14 protein-coding genes, 1 tRNA gene and 1 pseudogene are annotated in these 17,521 nt (G+C 67.1%); 13 read left to right on the top strand and 3 right to left on the bottom strand.

The genetic code is table 11. From position 1 onward, the window contains the following. Window positions 1–241 precede the first annotated feature (241 nt). From tyrS to nrdR, 4 genes are all read left to right on the top strand, one after another. Window positions 242–1,471 (top strand): tyrosine--tRNA ligase, encoded by a 1,230-nt coding sequence (tyrS, locus tag NGJ44_RS10930; protein ID WP_053245858.1) that lies wholly within the window; start codon window positions 242–244, stop codon window positions 1,469–1,471. Between the two features lie 72 nt (window positions 1,472–1,543). Then, complete coding sequence (locus tag NGJ44_RS10925; RefSeq protein WP_053245859.1) at window positions 1,544–2,200, top strand: YbhB/YbcL family Raf kinase inhibitor-like protein; 657 nt, start codon at window positions 1,544–1,546, stop codon at window positions 2,198–2,200. Window positions 2,201–2,506: 306 nt separating this feature from the next. Then, a complete protein-coding gene (glyA, locus tag NGJ44_RS10920; protein WP_053245860.1) occupies window positions 2,507–3,757 on the top strand; it encodes a serine hydroxymethyltransferase in 1,251 nt (416 codons plus the stop codon). Between the two features lie 188 nt (window positions 3,758–3,945). Next, window positions 3,946–4,434, top strand: coding sequence for a transcriptional regulator NrdR (gene nrdR, locus NGJ44_RS10915; protein ID WP_053245861.1), 489 nt, complete (start codon window positions 3,946–3,948; stop codon window positions 4,432–4,434). Window positions 4,435–4,457: 23 nt separating this feature from the next. Here nrdR and NGJ44_RS10910 read toward each other — a convergent pair whose 3' ends face one another. Continuing rightward, window positions 4,458–5,417: a GlxA family transcriptional regulator gene (locus NGJ44_RS10910; protein WP_053245862.1), complete on the bottom strand. Its 960-nt coding sequence runs from the start codon at window positions 5,415–5,417 to the stop codon at window positions 4,458–4,460. A 17-nt stretch (window positions 5,418–5,434) separates the two neighbouring features. Continuing rightward, window positions 5,435–5,998, bottom strand: coding sequence for a cysteine hydrolase family protein (locus tag NGJ44_RS10905; RefSeq protein ID WP_251863906.1), 564 nt, complete (start codon window positions 5,996–5,998; stop codon window positions 5,435–5,437). 150 nt (window positions 5,999–6,148) lie between these two features. Between NGJ44_RS10905 and ribD the strand changes: the two genes are divergently transcribed. After that, window positions 6,149–7,297 carry a bifunctional diaminohydroxyphosphoribosylaminopyrimidine deaminase/5-amino-6-(5-phosphoribosylamino)uracil reductase RibD gene (gene ribD / locus NGJ44_RS10900; RefSeq protein WP_152968120.1) on the top strand — a complete coding sequence of 383 codons (1,149 nt, stop codon included), beginning with the start codon at window positions 6,149–6,151 and terminating at the stop codon, window positions 7,295–7,297. A gap of 54 nt (window positions 7,298–7,351) precedes the next feature. Continuing rightward, complete coding sequence (locus tag NGJ44_RS10895) at window positions 7,352–8,155, top strand: hypothetical protein (protein WP_251863943.1); 804 nt, start codon at window positions 7,352–7,354, stop codon at window positions 8,153–8,155. Between the two features lie 40 nt (window positions 8,156–8,195). Here NGJ44_RS10895 and NGJ44_RS10890 read toward each other — a convergent pair. Further along, window positions 8,196–9,236, bottom strand: a pseudogene (locus NGJ44_RS10890) (DUF3142 domain-containing protein); the annotation flags it as partial. A gap of 826 nt (window positions 9,237–10,062) precedes the next feature. Here NGJ44_RS10890 and NGJ44_RS10885 point away from each other — a divergent pair. The 7 genes from NGJ44_RS10885 to NGJ44_RS10855 all read left to right on the top strand — a co-directional run bounded on the left by NGJ44_RS10885 (window position 10,063) and on the right by NGJ44_RS10855 (window position 17,442). Beyond that, the gene (locus NGJ44_RS10885) at window positions 10,063–11,979 is read left to right on the top strand and encodes a PrkA family serine protein kinase (RefSeq protein ID WP_369798778.1); all 1,917 of its coding nucleotides are present in this window, start codon (window positions 10,063–10,065) and stop codon (window positions 11,977–11,979) included. 12 nt (window positions 11,980–11,991) lie between these two features. Then, window positions 11,992–13,251 carry a YeaH/YhbH family protein gene (locus NGJ44_RS10880; RefSeq protein ID WP_053246038.1) on the top strand — a complete coding sequence of 420 codons (1,260 nt, stop codon included), beginning with the start codon at window positions 11,992–11,994 and terminating at the stop codon, window positions 13,249–13,251. Beyond that, complete coding sequence (locus tag NGJ44_RS10875) at window positions 13,248–14,801, top strand: SpoVR family protein (RefSeq protein WP_251863905.1); 1,554 nt, start codon at window positions 13,248–13,250, stop codon at window positions 14,799–14,801. The genes NGJ44_RS10880 and NGJ44_RS10875 overlap by 4 nt, the downstream gene beginning before the upstream one ends. A 96-nt stretch (window positions 14,802–14,897) precedes the next feature. Next, window positions 14,898–14,988 (top strand) — tRNA-Ser (locus NGJ44_RS10870). Between the two features lie 235 nt (window positions 14,989–15,223). Then, the gene (locus NGJ44_RS10865) at window positions 15,224–15,550 is read left to right on the top strand and encodes a hypothetical protein (protein WP_251863904.1); all 327 of its coding nucleotides are present in this window, start codon (window positions 15,224–15,226) and stop codon (window positions 15,548–15,550) included. Between the two features lie 283 nt (window positions 15,551–15,833). After that, entirely contained in the window at window positions 15,834–16,397 is a 564-nt protein-coding gene (locus tag NGJ44_RS10860; RefSeq protein ID WP_251863941.1) for a sigma-70 family RNA polymerase sigma factor, read from the top strand. A 52-nt stretch (window positions 16,398–16,449) separates the two neighbouring features. Further along, a complete protein-coding gene (locus tag NGJ44_RS10855) occupies window positions 16,450–17,442 on the top strand; it encodes a FecR domain-containing protein (protein ID WP_251863903.1) in 993 nt (330 codons plus the stop codon). Window positions 17,443–17,521: the final 79 nt, after the last annotated feature.

The raw sequence follows: 17,521 nt of genomic DNA, 5'->3' as shown, positions 1-17,521 counted from the left end.
CTCAGGTGGCTTGAAGTCGCAGGGTGCGTAATGCGGACGGCCCCGCAGCCGCGAATGGCGTCGGGCAGGGCGGCGCGGAGCGCATCTTGTGAACAACGGGTGATAGAGCGGCACGCAACTGCGCATATCGCCAGTTGCGTATGATTAGGGCGGTATCCTAGCCGATTCGGCTAGAATTTTCGACTGTTTTCCTTACTTTTTACACCTTTTTGCCGGCCGAAGCCGCCCTGGTGCCCCTGACATGTCCTCTTCCGAAGCCCCCATCACCCCCGAAGTCGAAGCCGATCTGCGTATAGTCAAGCGCGGCTGCGACGAGCTGCTGGTCGAATCCGAGTTCGCCCGCAAGCTCGCCCGCAGCCGCGCCACCGGCACGCCGCTGCGGATCAAGCTGGGGCTCGACCCCACCGCGCCCGACATCCACCTGGGCCACACCGTGGTGCTGAACAAGATGCGCCAGCTCCAGGACCTGGGCCACACGGTCATCTTCCTCATCGGCGACTTCACTTCCACCATCGGCGACCCGAGCGGCCGCAACAGCACGCGCCCGCCGTTGACCCGCGAGCAGATCGAGGCCAACGCGCAGACCTACTACGCGCAGGCCAGCCTGGTGCTGGATCCGTCGCGCACCGAAATCCGCTACAACTCCGAATGGTGCGACCCGCTGGGCGCGCGCGGCATGATTCAGCTCGCTTCCCGCTATACGGTGGCCCGCATGATGGAGCGCGAGGACTTCACCAAGCGTTTCAAGAGCGGGGTGCCCATCTCGGTGCACGAATTCCTGTACCCGCTGATGCAGGGTTACGACTCGGTGGCGTTGAAGGCCGATCTGGAGCTGGGGGGCACGGATCAGAAGTTCAACCTGCTGGTCGGGCGCGAACTGCAGAAAGAGTACGGCCAGGAGCCCCAGTGCATCCTGACGATGCCGCTGCTGGTCGGCACCGACGGCGTCGAGAAGATGTCCAAGTCCAAGGGCAACTACATCGGCATTTCGGAGTCGCCCGACTCGATGTTCGGCAAGCTGATGTCGATCTCCGACACGCTGATGTGGCGCTACTTCGAGCTGCTTTCCTTCCGTTCGCTGGAAGAGATCGCTGCCCTGCGCCAGGAGGTCGAGGGCGGGCGCAACCCGCGCGACGCCAAGGTCATGCTGGCGCAGGAGATCATCACGCGCTTTCACAGCGCCCGCGAGGCCGGGCAGGCGCTGGCCAGCTTCGAGGCGCGGTTCCGCGACGGCGCCATTCCGGACGACATTCCCGAGGTGAACGTGGCCGGCGCGCCGCTGGGCATCCTGAAGCTGCTGCGCGAGGCTGGGCTGGTCGCTTCCGGCTCGGAAGCGCAGCGCAACGTCGAGCAGGGCGGCGTCCGGGTGGATGGCAACCGTGTGGAGGACAAGGCCCTGCAATTGGGGGTCGGAACCTACGTCGTCCAGGTGGGCAAGCGCAAATTCGCCCGTGTTAACGTGACCCAATGACGGCGGAGTTTTGATACGCTGGGGGTACGGGCAGGGGCCGCACGGCCTTTGCGGCACACTTAGGAGCACGGCATGAAACTTTCGAGTCTGTCCTTTTCCGATAACGAGTCGATTCCCGAGCGCTATGCCTTCGGCAAGATCGACGAGCAATCGCACGTCGCGCTGGCCGACAACTTCAATCCGCAGTTTTCGTGGAATGACGTGCCCGCGGGCACGCAGTCGTTCGCCCTGATCTGCCACGATCCCGATGTGCCCTCCCGCCCCGACGACGTCAACCAGGAAGGCCGCGAAGTGCCGGCCGACCTGCCGCGCGTCGATTTCTTCCACTGGGTGCTGGTCGACCTGGCTCCCGACGTGCGCGAAATCGAGGAAGGCACCTTCTCCAACGGCATCACGCCGCGCGGCAAGGGCGGTCCGCTGGCGCCCATGGATGCGCGCCAGGGCATCAACTCGTACTCCGACTGGTTCGCCAACGACCACGACATGAGCGGCGAGTACTTCGGCTACGACGGCCCGTGCCCGCCCTGGAACGACGCCAAGGTGCACCGGTACATCTTCACCCTCTATGCGCTGGACGTGCCCACGCTGAAGCTGCAGGGCGCCTTCACGGGCGAAGACGCGCTGCGGGCCATCCAGGGGCACGTGCTGGCGCAGGCGTCGGTCACCGGCACCTACACCCTCAACCCCAGGCTCGCGCCCACCCAGATCGGCGCCACCTCCAGTTCGTGACGCCCGCCACAGGCGGCGATCCGCAAGAACCGGGGCCGCGCGAGCGGCCCTTTTCGCGCCCGCGCCCGTCGGACGGCGGGCCGGGGCGGCGGGGGGCCTTAGCATGAAAGTTTCTCAAGACGGCTTGAGCGCGGTTTCCGGCCGCGCGGCGATGCGCGCCGTTTTCGCGCCGGGGCGGGGCTTTTTGCGGCGGTTCGCGGCATTTGAGGGGCAAGTCCCCGCCTGCGACGCGGTAAACTAAGCGCCATTGCCCGGGTTTACCCGGTACGGCTTCCCCCTCTCTTACCGCTTCAGGAACCTCCCGTCATGTTTGACCGCAACCTTACCTTGTCCAAGGCCGATCCCGACGTCTGGGCCGCCGTCCAGAAAGAAGAGCTTCGCCAGGAGCAGCACATCGAGCTGATCGCCTCGGAGAACTACGCCAGCCCGGCCGTCATGGAAGCCCAGGGCACGCAGCTCACCAACAAGTACGCCGAAGGCTACCCGGGCAAGCGTTACTATGGCGGATGCGAATACGTGGACGTGGTCGAGCAGCTCGCCATCGACCGCCTGAAGCAGATCTTCGGCGCCGAGGCGGCCAACGTGCAGCCCAACTCGGGTTCGCAGGCCAACCAGGGCGTTTACATGGCCGTGCTCAAGCCCGGCGACACCGTGCTGGGCATGAGCCTGGCCGAGGGCGGCCACCTCACGCACGGCGCCTCGGTCAACGCCTCGGGCAAGCTGTACAACTTCCTGTCCTACGGCCTGGACGAGAACGAGGTCCTGAACTACGCGCAGGTCGAGCAGCTCGCCCGCGAACACAAGCCCAAGCTCATCGTGGCGGGCGCCTCGGCCTACGCGCTGCACATCGACTTCGAGCGCATGGCCCGCATCGCCCACGACAACGGCGCGCTCCTCATGGTGGACATCGCCCACTACGCGGGCCTGGTGGCCGGCGGCGCCTATCCCAATCCGGTGCCCCACGCCGACTTCGTCACGTCCACCACGCACAAGTCGCTGCGCGGCCCGCGCGGCGGCGTCATCATGATGAAGGCCGAGTACGAGAAGATCGTCAACTCGGCCATCTTCCCCGGCATCCAGGGCGGCCCGCTCATGCACGTCATCGCGGCCAAGGCCGTGGCCTTCAAGGAAGCGCTGGCGCCCGAGTTCAAGGAATACGCCCAGCAGGTCGTCAAGAACGCCAAGGTGCTGGCCGACACGCTGGTCAAGCGCGGCCTGCGCATCGTGTCGGGCCGCACGGAAAGCCACGTCATGCTGGTGGACCTGCGTTCCAAGGGCATCACTGGCAAGGAAGCCGAAGCCGTGCTGGGCCAGGCCCACATCACGGTGAACAAGAACGCCATTCCGAACGACCCGGAAAAGCCCTTCGTCACCAGCGGCATCCGCCTGGGCACGCCGGCCATGACCACGCGCGGCTTCAAGGAAGCCGAAGCCGAGCTTACCGCCAACCTGATCGCCGACGTGCTGGACAACCCGCGCGACGAAGCCAACATCGCCGCCGTGCGCGCGCGCGTCAACGAGCTGACCTCGCGCCTGCCTGTCTACGGCAGGAAGTAAGTTGCTGCGGGGCGGCGGCCTGCCGCCCGCGCGCTGGGGAAAACGGCTCTGCGTGAGCCGTTTTTTCATGGCCGCCGGCCCGCTTCCGAGGCCCCGGCGGGGCCGGAATGCCGCGATCCTGGCCGCGAGCCCGGGCGCATCGTTACAATATGCCGAATTATTGCCACGCGCTTCAGAGGGGGCCTCACATGCGCTGTCCATTTTGCGGCAATTCCGAAACCCAGGTCGTGGACAGCCGCGTATCGGAAGAGGGCGACGCCATCCGCCGCCGCCGCCGCTGCCTGTCCTGTGACAAACGCTTCACCACCTACGAGCGGGTGGAGCTCGCCATGCCGTCCGTCGTGAAGCGCAACGGCAGCCGCAGCGAGTACGATCCGGCCAAGCTGCGGGCCAGCCTCAGCCTGGCGCTGCGCAAGCGTCCGGTCAGCACCGAAGACGTGGACGCCGCCGTGGCCCGCATCGAAGAGCAGCTCCTGGCCAGCGGCCTGCGCGAAGTGCCCACCCAGCACATCGGCGAGCTCGTCATGAACGAGCTGCGCAAGCTCGACAAAGTGGCCTACGTGCGCTTCGCTTCCGTCTACAAGAGCTTCGAGGACATCGGGGAATTCGTGGAGGCCATCCGCGAAATGCAGGGGCCGCTGCTGCCGGGCAAGCTGCGCAAAGACCCGGGCCAATAGGCGCCGGGCAGTCGCCGCCGGCGTCAGCCCGCCTCGCCGCGCGCCATGCTGGGCGGCTGGGACTCGTATTTGCGCCATACCCGGCGCAGGTGCTGGGCCGAGCCGAATCCCGATTTTTCCGCCACGCGCTCGAGGTCCAGCCGCGTTTCGCGCAGCAGGTCGCGCGCCAGCGCGACGCGTATGCCATACAGATAATCCATGGGCGTGCAGCCCGCGTGCTCGCGGAAGAGCCGCGCCAGATGCCGCGGGCTGGTGTGCGCCTGCTCCGCCAGGGCCTGGGCCGACCATGGTGCGGCCGGGTCGCGCAGCACGGCGTCCTGCACGCGGTGCACGCCCGGGTGCAGATGGCTGCGGTGCGCGAGCCAGGGCGAGAGCGCCGTATCGGTGCCCGCGCGCCGGTGGTAGACCACCATCTCGCGCGCCACCTCGGCGGCGACGCGCGCGCCGCAGTGTCGGGCCACCACGTGCAGCGCCAGGTCGATGCCGGCCGTGACGCCGGCGCTGGTGAGCAGGTTGCCGTCTTCCACGAAAATGCGGTTGTCGTGCACGCGCGCGTCCGGATCGATTTCCGCCAGTTGTGCCAGGCAGCTGTGGTGCGTGGTGCATTCGCGTCCGCGCGTCAGTCCGGCCGCGGCGGCGAAAAGCGCGCCCGCGCACACCGTCATCAGCGTAAAGCCGTCGGCGGGGTGCCGCCGCGCCAGCCACTGCACGATGCGGCGGGAATCGGGATCGTCCAGCGGCACGCGCGGGCCCACCACGCCCGAGACGATCACCAATGCGTGCGGCGGCAGCGAGTCCGGCAGAGGGCGCAGGCGCCCCAGGCTCAGCCCGGCCAGGCCGGTTTCCACTTCGCGGCCGGGCCCGCAGAAAGACAGCTCGAAACTGCCGGGGCAGAGCTTTTCGGCCACGCGGAACGCCTCCGCGGGCCCGGCCAGGTCCAGCAGCACGATGCCGCGCGTCACGACGAAATGAACGGCCGCCATGCCGCGCTCTCCCGGGTTCAGGCGGCCAGCGCGTCCGCGGCCCGGGCGATGCGGGCGAAGCGGCCGGCCAGCACCAGCTCCGTGCGGTCGCGGATTTCCGCCGGCGTGTAGCGTTGGCCCGAGGGGCTTTCCATGGCGAAGGTCAGCGTCGCGTCGGTCGGGAACACCACCTTGAAGCCCGCGTCGCTCGCATGGCGGGCGGTGGTTTCGCAGCATTGCTCGGTGCGGATGCCGCTCACGATGATGCCCTCGATGCCGTGATCGCGCAGCCAATCGTGCAGCGTGGCGCCGTCGGCCGCCTTGGCGTAGAGCGAGGAATGCACCGTCTTGTGGAACACCGCGTCCGGCTCGATACGCAGCTGCTCGAGCGTGCGCACGTGGCCCGATGCCCGGGAGAAGGGGTTGGCCGGGTCGTCCGAGACGCTGGTATGGAACACCTGCAGCACGGGCATGCCGCGGCCGCGGGCGTCGTCGATCAGCGACTGCAGCCGGGCCACGAATCCGGGGTATTCCGTTTCGTCCCAAAACGGACGGTGACGGAACGATTCCTGGGCGTCGATGACGATAAGGGCTTGTTTCATTTGGGCGGGCTCCTGTCAAGGAATTCTAGGGACGTCGGGCACATTGTGCTAGCCCGGCGGCCCAAGGACGAGGCCGGCCGCAGACCAGCATCGGCCTAAAACGGACATGACGGCCCGGCCGCCGCCCGCCCCGCATACAATGCCAGCGTGATGACCCGAGCCCGCCCCGACGATCTCTCCTGGATGCGCCGCGCCCTGGCGCTGGCCCAATCCGTGCTCTACACCACCACGCCCAACCCGCGCGTGGGATGCGTCATCGTGCGCGACGGCCGCGTCATCGGCGAAGGGGCGACCCAGCCGCCCGGCGGTCCCCATGCCGAGATCTGCGCCCTGCGCGACGCCGAGGCGCGCGGCGAGCCGGTGCAGGGCGCCACGCTGTATGTCACGCTGGAGCCCTGCAGCCACCATGGGCGCACCCCGCCATGCGTGGATGCGGTGCTGGCCGCCCGGCCCGCCCGCGTGGTGGTCGCCATGGGCGACCCCAACCCGCTGGTCAACGGCCGCGGGCTCGCCCGGCTGCGCGAGGCGGGCATCGACGTGGTCACCGGAGTCTGCCTGGACGAAGCCCTGGCGCTCAACCCCGGTTTCGTTTCCCGCATGAGCCGGGGCCTGCCCTGGGTCTGGCTCAAGATGGCGGCCTCGCTGGATGGCCGCAGCGCGCTGCACAACGGCATGTCGCAATGGATTACCGGCCCCGAGGCGCGCGCCGACGGCCACCACTGGCGCGCGCGCGCCTGCGTGGTGCTGACCGGCATGGGCACCATACTCAAGGACGATCCCCGGCTCAACGTGCGGGCGGTCCAGACGCCGCGGCAGCCGCGCAAGGCGGTGGTGGATGGCCGTTTCGAGATTCCCGAGGATGCGCGTCTGTTCGACGGCGCCGAAGTCATCGTCTTCACCGCCCGCGAAGACGCGGCCAAGGCCACCCGCCTGGCCGCGAAGAATGCGCGCGTGGTGCCGTTGCCCGGGCCCGTGCCGGGGCGCGTGGACCTGCCGGCGGCCATGCGCTGGCTGGCCGCGCATGACTGCAACGAGGTGCACGTGGAGGCGGGCGCGGGCCTGAGCGGCGCGCTGGTGTCGGCGGGCTGCGTGGACGAGCTGCTGCTCTATCTCGCGCCCGTGCTGCTGGGCGATGCGGCCGGCATGGTGAAGCTGCCCGTGCTGGAGCACCTGGATGCCGCCCGCCGCTACCGCTATATAGATACGGCGGCGCTGGGCGAGGACGTGCGCCTGCGCGCGCGGGTCGAGGGCAACTGGCAGGACCTGCGCGAGCGCGTCGCCCTGCCTGCCCTGCCGTAGCGGCGGATCAGGCCCGGCCGCGCGCAGCGCGTGGTCGGCGGCGATTTCCCGGTAATGGAAGCGGGTGTCGGGCCGCGCTTCGCTGGCGGCCGCCTGGGCCGCATACAGCCGGATCGCCTGCTTGAGGCCGGCCGCCGGAATCGTGTCGCCGCAAGCGGCGCCGGCCGTCAGCGCCTCGCAGGCGCAGGGTTCTCCGCCCGCGGCCAGATGCAGGCGGGCTTCGCGGCCCAGGCTTGCCGCCGAAAGATTCGCGGCGTCGTTGGCGCCGCGCGCGGCCAGTTCGCGCACCAACTGATAGCGCGCCGCCGCCGCTGTGCGCCGGGCCTCGTCTTTGGTCGGCTGAGAATCGTCCCCGATTACTGCGAGCATGCAGGCGGCCCATGCGGCGCGAGGTGCGGCCGCCCCGGCGGGCAGTGCCAGCACCGCCTCGAACCTTTCGACGGCGGACCGCAGGCGTCCGGGCTGCCCGGCCCGGTGCGCCGCGCGGTAGTCCACCGCGGCGGCGGCATACCGGCGCACCGCCTCGTCCAGGCCCGCGCCGGCGGCATACGCCTGGTCGCCATTCGCGCGCTTGCGCATGGCGCGCAGGCGATCGCGGGCCTCCTGGTCCAGCGCGGCGTCGAGGTCTTCGGGAATGGCCTCGGGCTGGCACGCCTGGGCCGCGGCTCCGGCCCGCGCGGGGCCGCGGGGCGGCGGCGGAACCAGCCGCGCGGCTTCGTACGCAAAGGAATTGGCGGGCGTTGCCAGCAGCGTGCCGCGTCGGTCGTCCAGGAGCTGCGGCGGGAAGTCGGGCACGCGGGCAATGATGGCGGCGGCGCCGGCCGCGGCGGCCAGCAAGATCAGGGCGAGGTTTTCTAGGTTGGACATGGAACGCGGGAGTTGCAGTCCGGCAGCGCACCCAGCCGATGTGGCGCCGGGCGCCCGCATGCAGGCCGTCGCGCGCACGGCGCAGATACAGGCCCTGCGCATCGCGCTCCATCGTATAGCCGTTGATGCCGTCGGCGGCCGCGCCGTCGCCCGCGATGCGCACCGCGTGGGGCAGGGGCGCATCGGCCGCGCCGCGGTTGGCGATCAGGATCTCGCGGGCCGCGCCCGCCCCGCCATCCTGCAGCGTGACGGCAAGCTCCGCGCGCAAGGGCTGGCGCGCCAGCTCGGCCCGCCGGGTGGGCAGGCTCCACGCGCGGGCGTCCGCTTGCGTGGGCAGCCGGAACCTCGCCAGGCCGGCCAGCCGCGCGGGCGGATCGCGGTCCAGGTCGCGCACGAAGGCCGCGATCGTCGCGGGCATGGCCATGAGTTCGCTCGCGCGGCCCTCGCCTTGCAGCGCAGACCGCTCGCTCTCGATGGCGGCGATGCGGTCTTCCTCGTTCCAGACGACGCGGCTGCCCTATGCCGGCAGGGCCACGCGCCAGCCGTGCGGCGCGCCGCCGCCGTAGGCGCGCACCCGGGCTCTTGCGCGTTTCGCCTCGAACAGACCGAGCGCGGGATCGAGCACGGCATGCACCTGCAGCACCGATTCGTCGACGGCCGCGAGCGCCTGCTCCAGCTGCGCGCTGTCCAGCCAGGTCGGCAACATGGTTATCGACAGGCGCAGGTCGGGCGCGAGCCGCGCGCGCAGGTTCCGCAGAAAGACCACATAGTCCGCGAGGCGGGACGTGGCGCAGTCGTAGTCGATTTCCACGCCCGTCACGCGCACGCCGGCCCGCCGCCACGCCCGTACCGTGTGCTCGAGACGCTGCGCGGCCGCGCGTCGCGGCAGGCGGCCAGCAGCAGCAGCGCAATCAGGCCGGCGGCAAGCGGCAGGCGAGCATGGCGAGGGGCGGCACGGACGGATCGGGGCAGCGGATTGGACGGAATGCGCGGGCGCCGCGCGGCCCGCATGATTCTGTCCAAACGCCGCGCGCGGCTGGTGCTGGCAGTCGCGCCGCGCGAGTGCCAGCATGCGGCATGCAAACCTGCGCGGCCGATATGGGTATTCGCGCCGCGACGGTCCGAGGCGGAAGGCGGGCGAAAACGGCCCGGCAAAACGGACCCGGCATGACCGGACCCGGGGCATGCATACGACACGAAACACAATGCTGTCTTTGCTTGCCGGCGGCCCGCTTCAAGCCGGAAAGCCTGCCGGATCGAGGCAAGTCGAAGAGGCGGTGTGCGGCTTTTTTTGGGATGACGGCCAAATGAATTGCCACAAACGGTGAAATTGGGCTTAGCATAGGGTCATGGCTTGGCATCCGCGCCGCCGGTTTTCGGATTCTTCGCGCGCATGCCCTCGTCACCACGGATTCCGTGCCGCTTGAACACAAGACTTTTTTCGCAAGACGGCACCGCCCTGAACGCAAGCGCAAAGCGCCGTTCAGACCGTTCGCTACCATCGCTTAGCGGACGCGCCGGGCACAACCCGGGTCAATAAGAATCCACTGGGATCTCGCTCTTCCCTTCAGATCATTGCCGAGCATTGCGCATCGGGCGATCCAGGCACGCGCGTCCGGCGGTAATACGCTGAAGTGCAAAGCGAGAGAACTCTTCACTTAAGTTGCACTCCTTGACGGAACTTGTTTCGCGAGGGGGCGGCCTAAACTGAACGAATCCCCATTGCGCGCCCGGCCGCCATCGTGCGAAAGCCGGATGTGTGGCGAAAGCAACATAAGGCGCGACGGCGAAAGCTTATGGCGAGATTAGCTATGAGCCTCCCGCCTTCGGGGCACACAATGGGATTTCGTAGTGCTGTTTGGCTTTTTCGCGTGTTGTAGGAGGTTTCCGTGCAAAACATCGTCGAAGGCTTCAAGTCGCAGTATGCAAGAGAGCAGCAATCCGAGCTTTCCCTCGAGGAATATCTGGACCTTGCGAAGCGTGATCCCATGGCCTACGCCAGTCCGGCCGAGCGCATGCTGGCCGCGATAGGCGAACCGGAGGTCATCGACACGCGCAACGACCCACGTCTTTCCCGTTTGTTTTCCAACCGGACCATCCGGCGCTATCCGGCGTTCCAGGAGTTCTACGGCATGGAGGACGTGATTGCGCAGATCGTTGCGTTCTTCAAGCATGCTGCCCAGGGGCTGGAAGAGCGCAAGCAGATCCTGTACCTCCTCGGCCCGGTGGGCGGCGGCAAGTCGTCCATCGCGGAGCGGCTCAAGTCGCTGATGGAAACCTACCCCATCTACGCCTTGAAGGGCTCGCCCGTGAACGAATCGCCGCTGGGGCTCTTCAACCCCGACCGTTTCGGCAGCACGCTCGAGAAGGAATACGGCATTCCGCGCCGCTACCTCACCGGCATCATGTCGCCTTGGGCCGTGAAGCGGCTGAAGGAATTCGACGGCGACATCTCCAAGTTCCGCGTCGTGCGGCTCAACCCCTCGGTGCTGCGCCAGATCGCCATCGCCAAGACCGAGCCCGGCGACGAGAACAACCAGGACATTTCCTCGCTGGTGGGCAAAGTGGACATCCGCAAGCTCGACCGCCATTCGCAGGACGACCCGGACGCCTACAGCTACTCCGGCGGCCTGTGCCTGGCCAACCAGGGCCTGCTGGAATTCGTGGAAATGTTCAAGGCGCCCATCAAGATGCTGCACCCGCTGCTGACGGCCACGCAGGAGGGCAACTTCAAGGGCACCGAAGGCTTTTCCGCCATTCCGTTCAACGGCTGCATCCTGGCCCACTCCAACGAATCGGAATGGCAGACCTTCCGCAACAACAAGCACAACGAGGCCTTCCTCGACCGCATCTACATCGTGAAGGTGCCGTACTGCCTGCAGGTGTCGGAAGAGGTGCGCATCTACGAGAAGCTGCTGCACAACAGTTCGCTCGCCAAGGCGCCCTGCGCCCCGGGCACGCTGGACATGATGGCGCAGTTCTCGGTGCTGACGCGCCTGAAGGAGCCGGAGAACTCCAGCATCTACTCCAAGATGAGGGTGTACGACGGCGAAAGCCTGAAAGACGTGGACCCCAAGGCCAAGGCGCTGCAGGAGTACAAGGACTACGCCGGCACCGACGAGGGCATGACCGGGGTTTCCACCCGCTTTGCGTACAAGATTCTGTCGAGCGTCTTCAACTACGACCAGAGCGAGGTGGCCGCCAACCCCGTGCACCTCATGTACGTGCTCGAACAGCGCATCGCGCGCGAGGATTATCCCGAGGAAGTCCGGCGCCGCTACCTGGAGTTCATCAAGGGCTACCTGGCGCCGCGCTACGCCGAATTCATCGGCAAGGAAATCCAGACCGCCTACCTGGAGTCCTATTCGGAATACGGCCAGAACATCTTCGACCGCTACGTCACGTTTGCCGACTGCTGGATCCAGGACGAGGAATTCCGCGACCCGGAAACCGGCGAAAGCTTCGACCGCAGCGCGCTGAACGACGAACTGGAAAAGATCGAGAAGCCGGCCGGCATCGCCAACCCGAAGGATTTCCGCAACGAAATCGTGAACTTCGTGCTGCGCGCGCGCGCCAACAACAACGGCCGAAATCCGACCTGGACCAGCTACGAGAAACTGCGCGAAGTGATCGAGAAGAAGATGTTCTCGAACACCGAGGATCTGCTGCCCGTCATCTCGTTCAACGCCAAGGCGTCGGCCGAGGACCGCAGCAAGCACCAGAGCTTCGTCGACCGCATGGTCGAAAAGGGCTACACCGAGAAGCAGGTGCGGCTGCTGTGCGAGTGGTATCTCCGCGTGAGGAAGTCTTCGTGAGGGCTGCAAGTCATGAACTCGCTCATCGACCGCCGGCTGAACGGGCGCAATAAAAGCGCCGTCAACCGCGAGCGCTTTCTCCGGCGTTACAAGAACCAGATCCGCAAGGCGGTTCACGGAATGATCCGCGACCGCTCGATCCAGGACATGGACCAGGGCGGCGAGATCAACCTGCCCGCCCGGGACATCTCCGAGCCGCAGTTCCGGCATGGCCCGGGGGGCGACCGCGAGATCGTGCACCCGGGCAACCGCGAGTTCGCCAAGGGAGACACTTTCGACCGGCCGCAGGGCGGCCAGGGCGAGGGCGGCTCCGAGCCGGGCGAAGGCGAATCGGTGGACCAGTTCACCTTCAGCCTGTCGCGCGCGGAGTTCCTCAACCTCTTCTTCGAGGATCTGGAGCTGCCGCACATGGCGCGCACGCAGCTGGGCGAGGTCAGCCAGCGCAAGTGGCAGCGCGCCGGCTACACCACTACCGGCTCGCCCAGCATGCTGAGCATCAGCCGCACGCTCAAGTCTTCGCTGGCCCGGCGCGTGGCGCTGGGCGTCAAGGCCCGCGCCGACCTCGAAGACGCCGAGGAGCGGCTGGCCCAGGCCCGGGCGGCCGGCGCCTCCGCCGACGAGATCAAGGCGCTCGAGCAGGAAGTGGAAGACTGCCGCGAACGCCTGACCAAGCTGCCCTTCCTGGACGACCTCGACCTGCGCTACCGCAACCGCGTGTCGGTGGCCATTCCGGTGGCGCGCGCCGTGATGTTCTGCCTCATGGACGTGTCCGGCTCCATGGACGAGGGCAAGAAAGACCTGGCCAAGCGCTTCTTCACGCTGCTCTACCTCTTCCTGTCGCGCAAGTACGAGCACGTGGACCTGGTGTTCATCCGCCACACCGACAACGCCGAGGAAGTGGACGAGCAGACGTTTTTCTACGACCCCAAGAGCGGCGGCACCATCGTGCTGTCGGCGCTGGAACTGATGCGCGACATCATGGAAAAGCGCTACCCGCCCTCGGCGTGGAACATCTACGCCGCCCAGGCCAGCGACGGCGATTCCTTCGGCGCCGACGCGGGCAAGAGCGCGCGCTTCCTGGCCGAGCACCTGCTTCCGGCCACGCGCTACTTCGCCTATATCGAGATTCCCGACTCGCAGGAGGCGCGCAAGAGCAGCCTGTGGGCGGAATACGAACAGAAGCTGGAACCGCATTTCGTCATGCGGCGCATCTGCGACCGCGGCGAAATCTACCCCGTGTTCCATGACCTCTTCAAGAAGGAGGCCGTATGACTGCCATCGTGGGCGCTCTCGTCGAACCCGGCCAGGCCGGCAGCCCCCGGCCGCTTTCCCAGGGTTCGGAATGGACCTTCGAGCTGATCCAGACCTACGACGAAGCGATCTCCCAGGTTGCGCGCGAGTACGGGCTGGACACCTACCCGAACCAGATCGAGGTCATCACCTCGGAACAGATGCTGGATGCCTACGCCTCGGCCGGCCTGCCCATCGGCTATCCGCACTGGTCGTACGGCAAGGAATTCATCCGCAACGAACAGTTCTACCGGCGCGGCATGCAGGGCCTGGCGTATGAAATCGTCATCAACTCCAACCCCTGCATCGCCTACCTCATGGAAGAAAATTCCATGACCATGCAGGCCCTGGTGATCGCCCACGCCTGCTACGGGCACAACTCGTTCTTCAAGGGCAACTACCTGTTCCGGCAATGGACCGATGCCGACAGCGTGCTCGACTATCTGGTGTTCGCCCGCAAGTACGTCATGGACTGCGAAGACCGCCACGGCATCGACGCCGTGGAGTCGCTGCTGGATTCCTGCCACGCGCTCTCGCTGCACGGCGTGGACCGCTACAAGCGTCCCGCGCCCGTTTCGTACAAGGAAGAGGCCGCGCGCCAGGCCGAGCGCGAAGAACACGCGCGCCTGCAGTACAACGACCTGTGGCGCACGCTGCCCCGGCTCGAAACCGAAAAGACCCCCGAGGCCGCCCGCGCGGTCTTCCCGCCCGAGCCCGAGGAAAACCTGCTGTACTTCATCGAAAAGTACTCCCCGCGCCTGGAACCCTGGCAGAAGGAACTGGTGCGCATCGTGCGCAAGATCGCCCAGTACTTCTATCCGCAGAGCCAGACCAAGGTCATGAACGAGGGCTGGGCCACGTTCTGGCACTACACCATCCTGAACCGCCTGCACGAAAAAGGACTGGTCAACGACGGCTTCATGATGGAGTTCCTGCAAAGCCACACCAACGTCGTGAGCCAGCGCGGCTTCGACGAGCGCGGCTACAGCGGCATCAACCCCTACGCCCTGGGCTTTGCCATGATGTCGGACATCCGCCGCATCTGCCAGTCGCCCACCGACGAAGACCGCCGCTGGTTCCCCGACATCGCCGGCGCCGACTGGCTGAAGACGCTGGACTTCGCCATGCGCAACTTCAAGGACGAGTCGTTCATCTCGCAATACCTCTCGCCGCGCCTGATGCGCGAATTCCGCTTCTTCGCCATCTCCGACCACGAGGCCAACCCCAAGCTCGAAGTCGCCGCCATCCACGACGACGAGGGCTACCGCGACATCCGCCGCCTGCTCGCCGCCCAGCACAACCGCGACAACCTGGTGCCCGACATCCAGGTCATCCGCTACAACCGCGACTCCGACCGCTCCCTGGTGCTGCGCCACCTCAAGAGCCGCGGCCGGCCCCTGGCCAGCGAAGACGCCGAACAGGTCATGAAACACCTCGCCCGCCTGTGGGGCTTCCGCGTGCGCCTGGAAGAAACCGAACCCGACGGCACCGTCAGCTCCTACCGCGAACAGGATCCGCCGCCGCGTCCGTAGGGATGATTTGTCCCTATAATCGAGGAGAGATGCACGCCCGGCCGCCTTCTGCTAGAATCGCGGATTCGCATTTTCCGCAATGCGAGTCCCGAATCAGGACAGGTGGCCGAGTGGTTGAAGGCGCACGCCTGGAAAGCGTGTATACGTCAAAAGCGTATCGGGGGTTCGAATCCCCCTCTGTCCGCCAAGAATACATGCGCAGAAATGCGTAGAAGTCCGAAAACCCGCACCAGCTAAGGCTCTGCGGGTTTTTTCTTGTCCGGGACAGTCCGCTAAAGTGCGCCAGCAGCCGGGGGTATGAGGGGTTATATCTGGGGGTATGATCGACTATCACTCACTTCGCCAAAGGATCGGCAGGCACATCACCGCAGGAGCGCGTTATTGGGTCTCAAGCCTTTGGCGCGTTCGCCCGTACTGTGCTGGTGGCTGCCAAGCAGGAAGACAGCGAGGGGCGCGTCCTGGCCCGCGCCAAGAGCAACATTTCCATTGATGACGGGGGCGTCACCTACTTCATCGAACCGTGCAGCCTGGACAGCGGCATTCAGACCACCCGCGTTGCTTGGGGCGAGAAGGTCGAGGGATCGGCCCGTGACATTTTGGGGGCGGTGGAAGCGCCGCAACCCGCATCGCGCGAAACCGCGCTTGCGTACCTCGCTCGCCTGCGCAAGACGCTGAATATGCCGGAGCATGCGGGCGAGCTTGCCACGCAGGTGGTGCAGGCCAAGGGCTGGCGGCCGCGTCCTGCCTAGGATTGGCCTTCGCTTCGCGCCGCTGCGGGGCTTGACCAAGAGGCGCGGCCTCTTGGAACACCGTTCTCGCCGAAGGGCAAGGGCGCAGGGGGACAAACATCCCCTGCACCCCGCCGACAGGCTGTTGCGCTGCGCGGGTATCCGGCCGACGTTTCCGACGAAGAATGGGCCTTTGCCGCCCCGGGACCGCGTTGCGAAATCGCCTGGTTTTGATAATAATTGGTAGTGATTCTTATTTAAATTCTGGCGCCGCGAAACCGATCGACGCCCTTACACCGTACCTATCGAGACATCCCCTCCCGACATCGAGTCCCTGTACAGCAACCATCACGGGTGGCTGCTGTCGTGGCTGCGCCGCCGCCTGGGCGATTCCTTCGATGCCGCCGACCTGGCCCACGATGCCTTCGTCCGCCTGATCCAGAGGCCGCGCCGCTTCGACAGCACGTCGGAGGCGCGCGCCTACCTGCGCGCGATGGCCAACGGCATGTGCGTGGACATCTGGCGCCGGCGCCAGATCGAACGGGTGTGGCTCGAAGAACTGGCCAGCCGGCCCGAAGCCGCGGCGCCATCGGTGGAACACCAGGCCATCGTGGTCCAGGCCCTGCTCGAAGTCGACGCCATGCTGCGCGGCATGCCGGTCAAGGCTGCTAACGCCTTCGTCATGGCGGTCGCCTGCGACATGACGGACAAGGAAGTGGCTGCGGAACTGGGCGTCTCCACGCGCATGGTGCGCAAGTATGTGGCCCAGGCCATGTTCCATTGCCTGCTGCTGGAAGCGCGCGGCGTGGCGGCGGACCTGCCGAGGCACATGCCGCATATCGTTCCGGCCGCTTCCTCGCCCGGCTGAGCGCCGCCCCCGAGCGATCGCCGTGCACGCCGACCCGCCCCTTCCGCCATCCATGTCCGCCCTTTCGCACCAGGCCCTGCAACAGGCCGCCGAATGGTTCGCCCTGCTGCGCTCCGGCGAGGCCACGGCCGCGGACCGGGCGCAATGGCAGGCCTGGCTGGACGACGCGCAGGAACACCGCAAGGCCTGGCAGCAGGTCGAACGCATCAGCGGCCGGTTCGAGCCGGTCCAGAACAGCCCCAGCCGCGATGCCGCGGCCCGGGGCTTCTGTACCGCCAACACCCGCATGGCGCGCCGCCGCCAGGTGCTGGTGGGCCTGGGCGGTCTGGCCGGCAGCGCCCTGTTCGGCTGGATAGGCTGGCGCCATACGCCGCTGCCCGGCCTGCTGATGGCGCGCTACGCCGACTACCGCAGCGAGACCGGCGAAGTGCGGAGCATCGAACTTCCCGACGGGTCTTCGATCTGGCTGGGCACCGCCAGCGCGTTCGACCTGGACTACCGCAAGGACCTGCGCCGGATTCGCCTGATCGCCGGAGAGATCCTGGTCCAGACCGCGGCCGACCCGGACCGGCCCTTCGTCGTGGATACGCCGCAGGGACGCCTGCGCGCCCTGGGCACCCGCTTCACCGTGCGCCTGGACGACGACGAAACCCTGGTCGCCGTCTACAGCGGCGCCGTCGAGGCCCGCACCGCGGACACCGCCGCCACGCGCATCATCCAGACCGGCCAGCAGACGCGCTTCACCAGCGCAACGCTGGCCGCCGGCGAAATCGCCGACCCCGCGCGCGAAGCGTGGACGCGCGGCATCCTGGTCACGGAGAACACTCCCCTGATCGACGTCGTGCGGGAGCTGCGGCGCTACCGCGGCGGCTACCTCGGCGTCGCGCCCGAAATCGCCCATCTGTCGGTCATCGGCAGCTATCCGGCGACCGATCCGGACCGGGCGCTGGCCATGCTGGAAGCCGTGCTGCCCATCCGGGTGAAACGCCCCCTGTCCTGGTGGGTCAGCATCGAACCCCGGGACGGCGCAGCCTCCAGTCCTTGAACGCCGGGCCTTTCTCGCCCAAAAAAACTGCCGCTCAGGCAAACCGGTTCCGCTTTCGAGCCGCTCGCTCGATCTAATC

This window comes from Achromobacter sp. Marseille-Q4962, assembly GCF_943737005.1.
Classification (GTDB): domain Bacteria; phylum Pseudomonadota; class Gammaproteobacteria; order Burkholderiales; family Burkholderiaceae_B; genus Achromobacter.
This window is presented reverse-complemented; position numbering and strand designations above follow the sequence as displayed.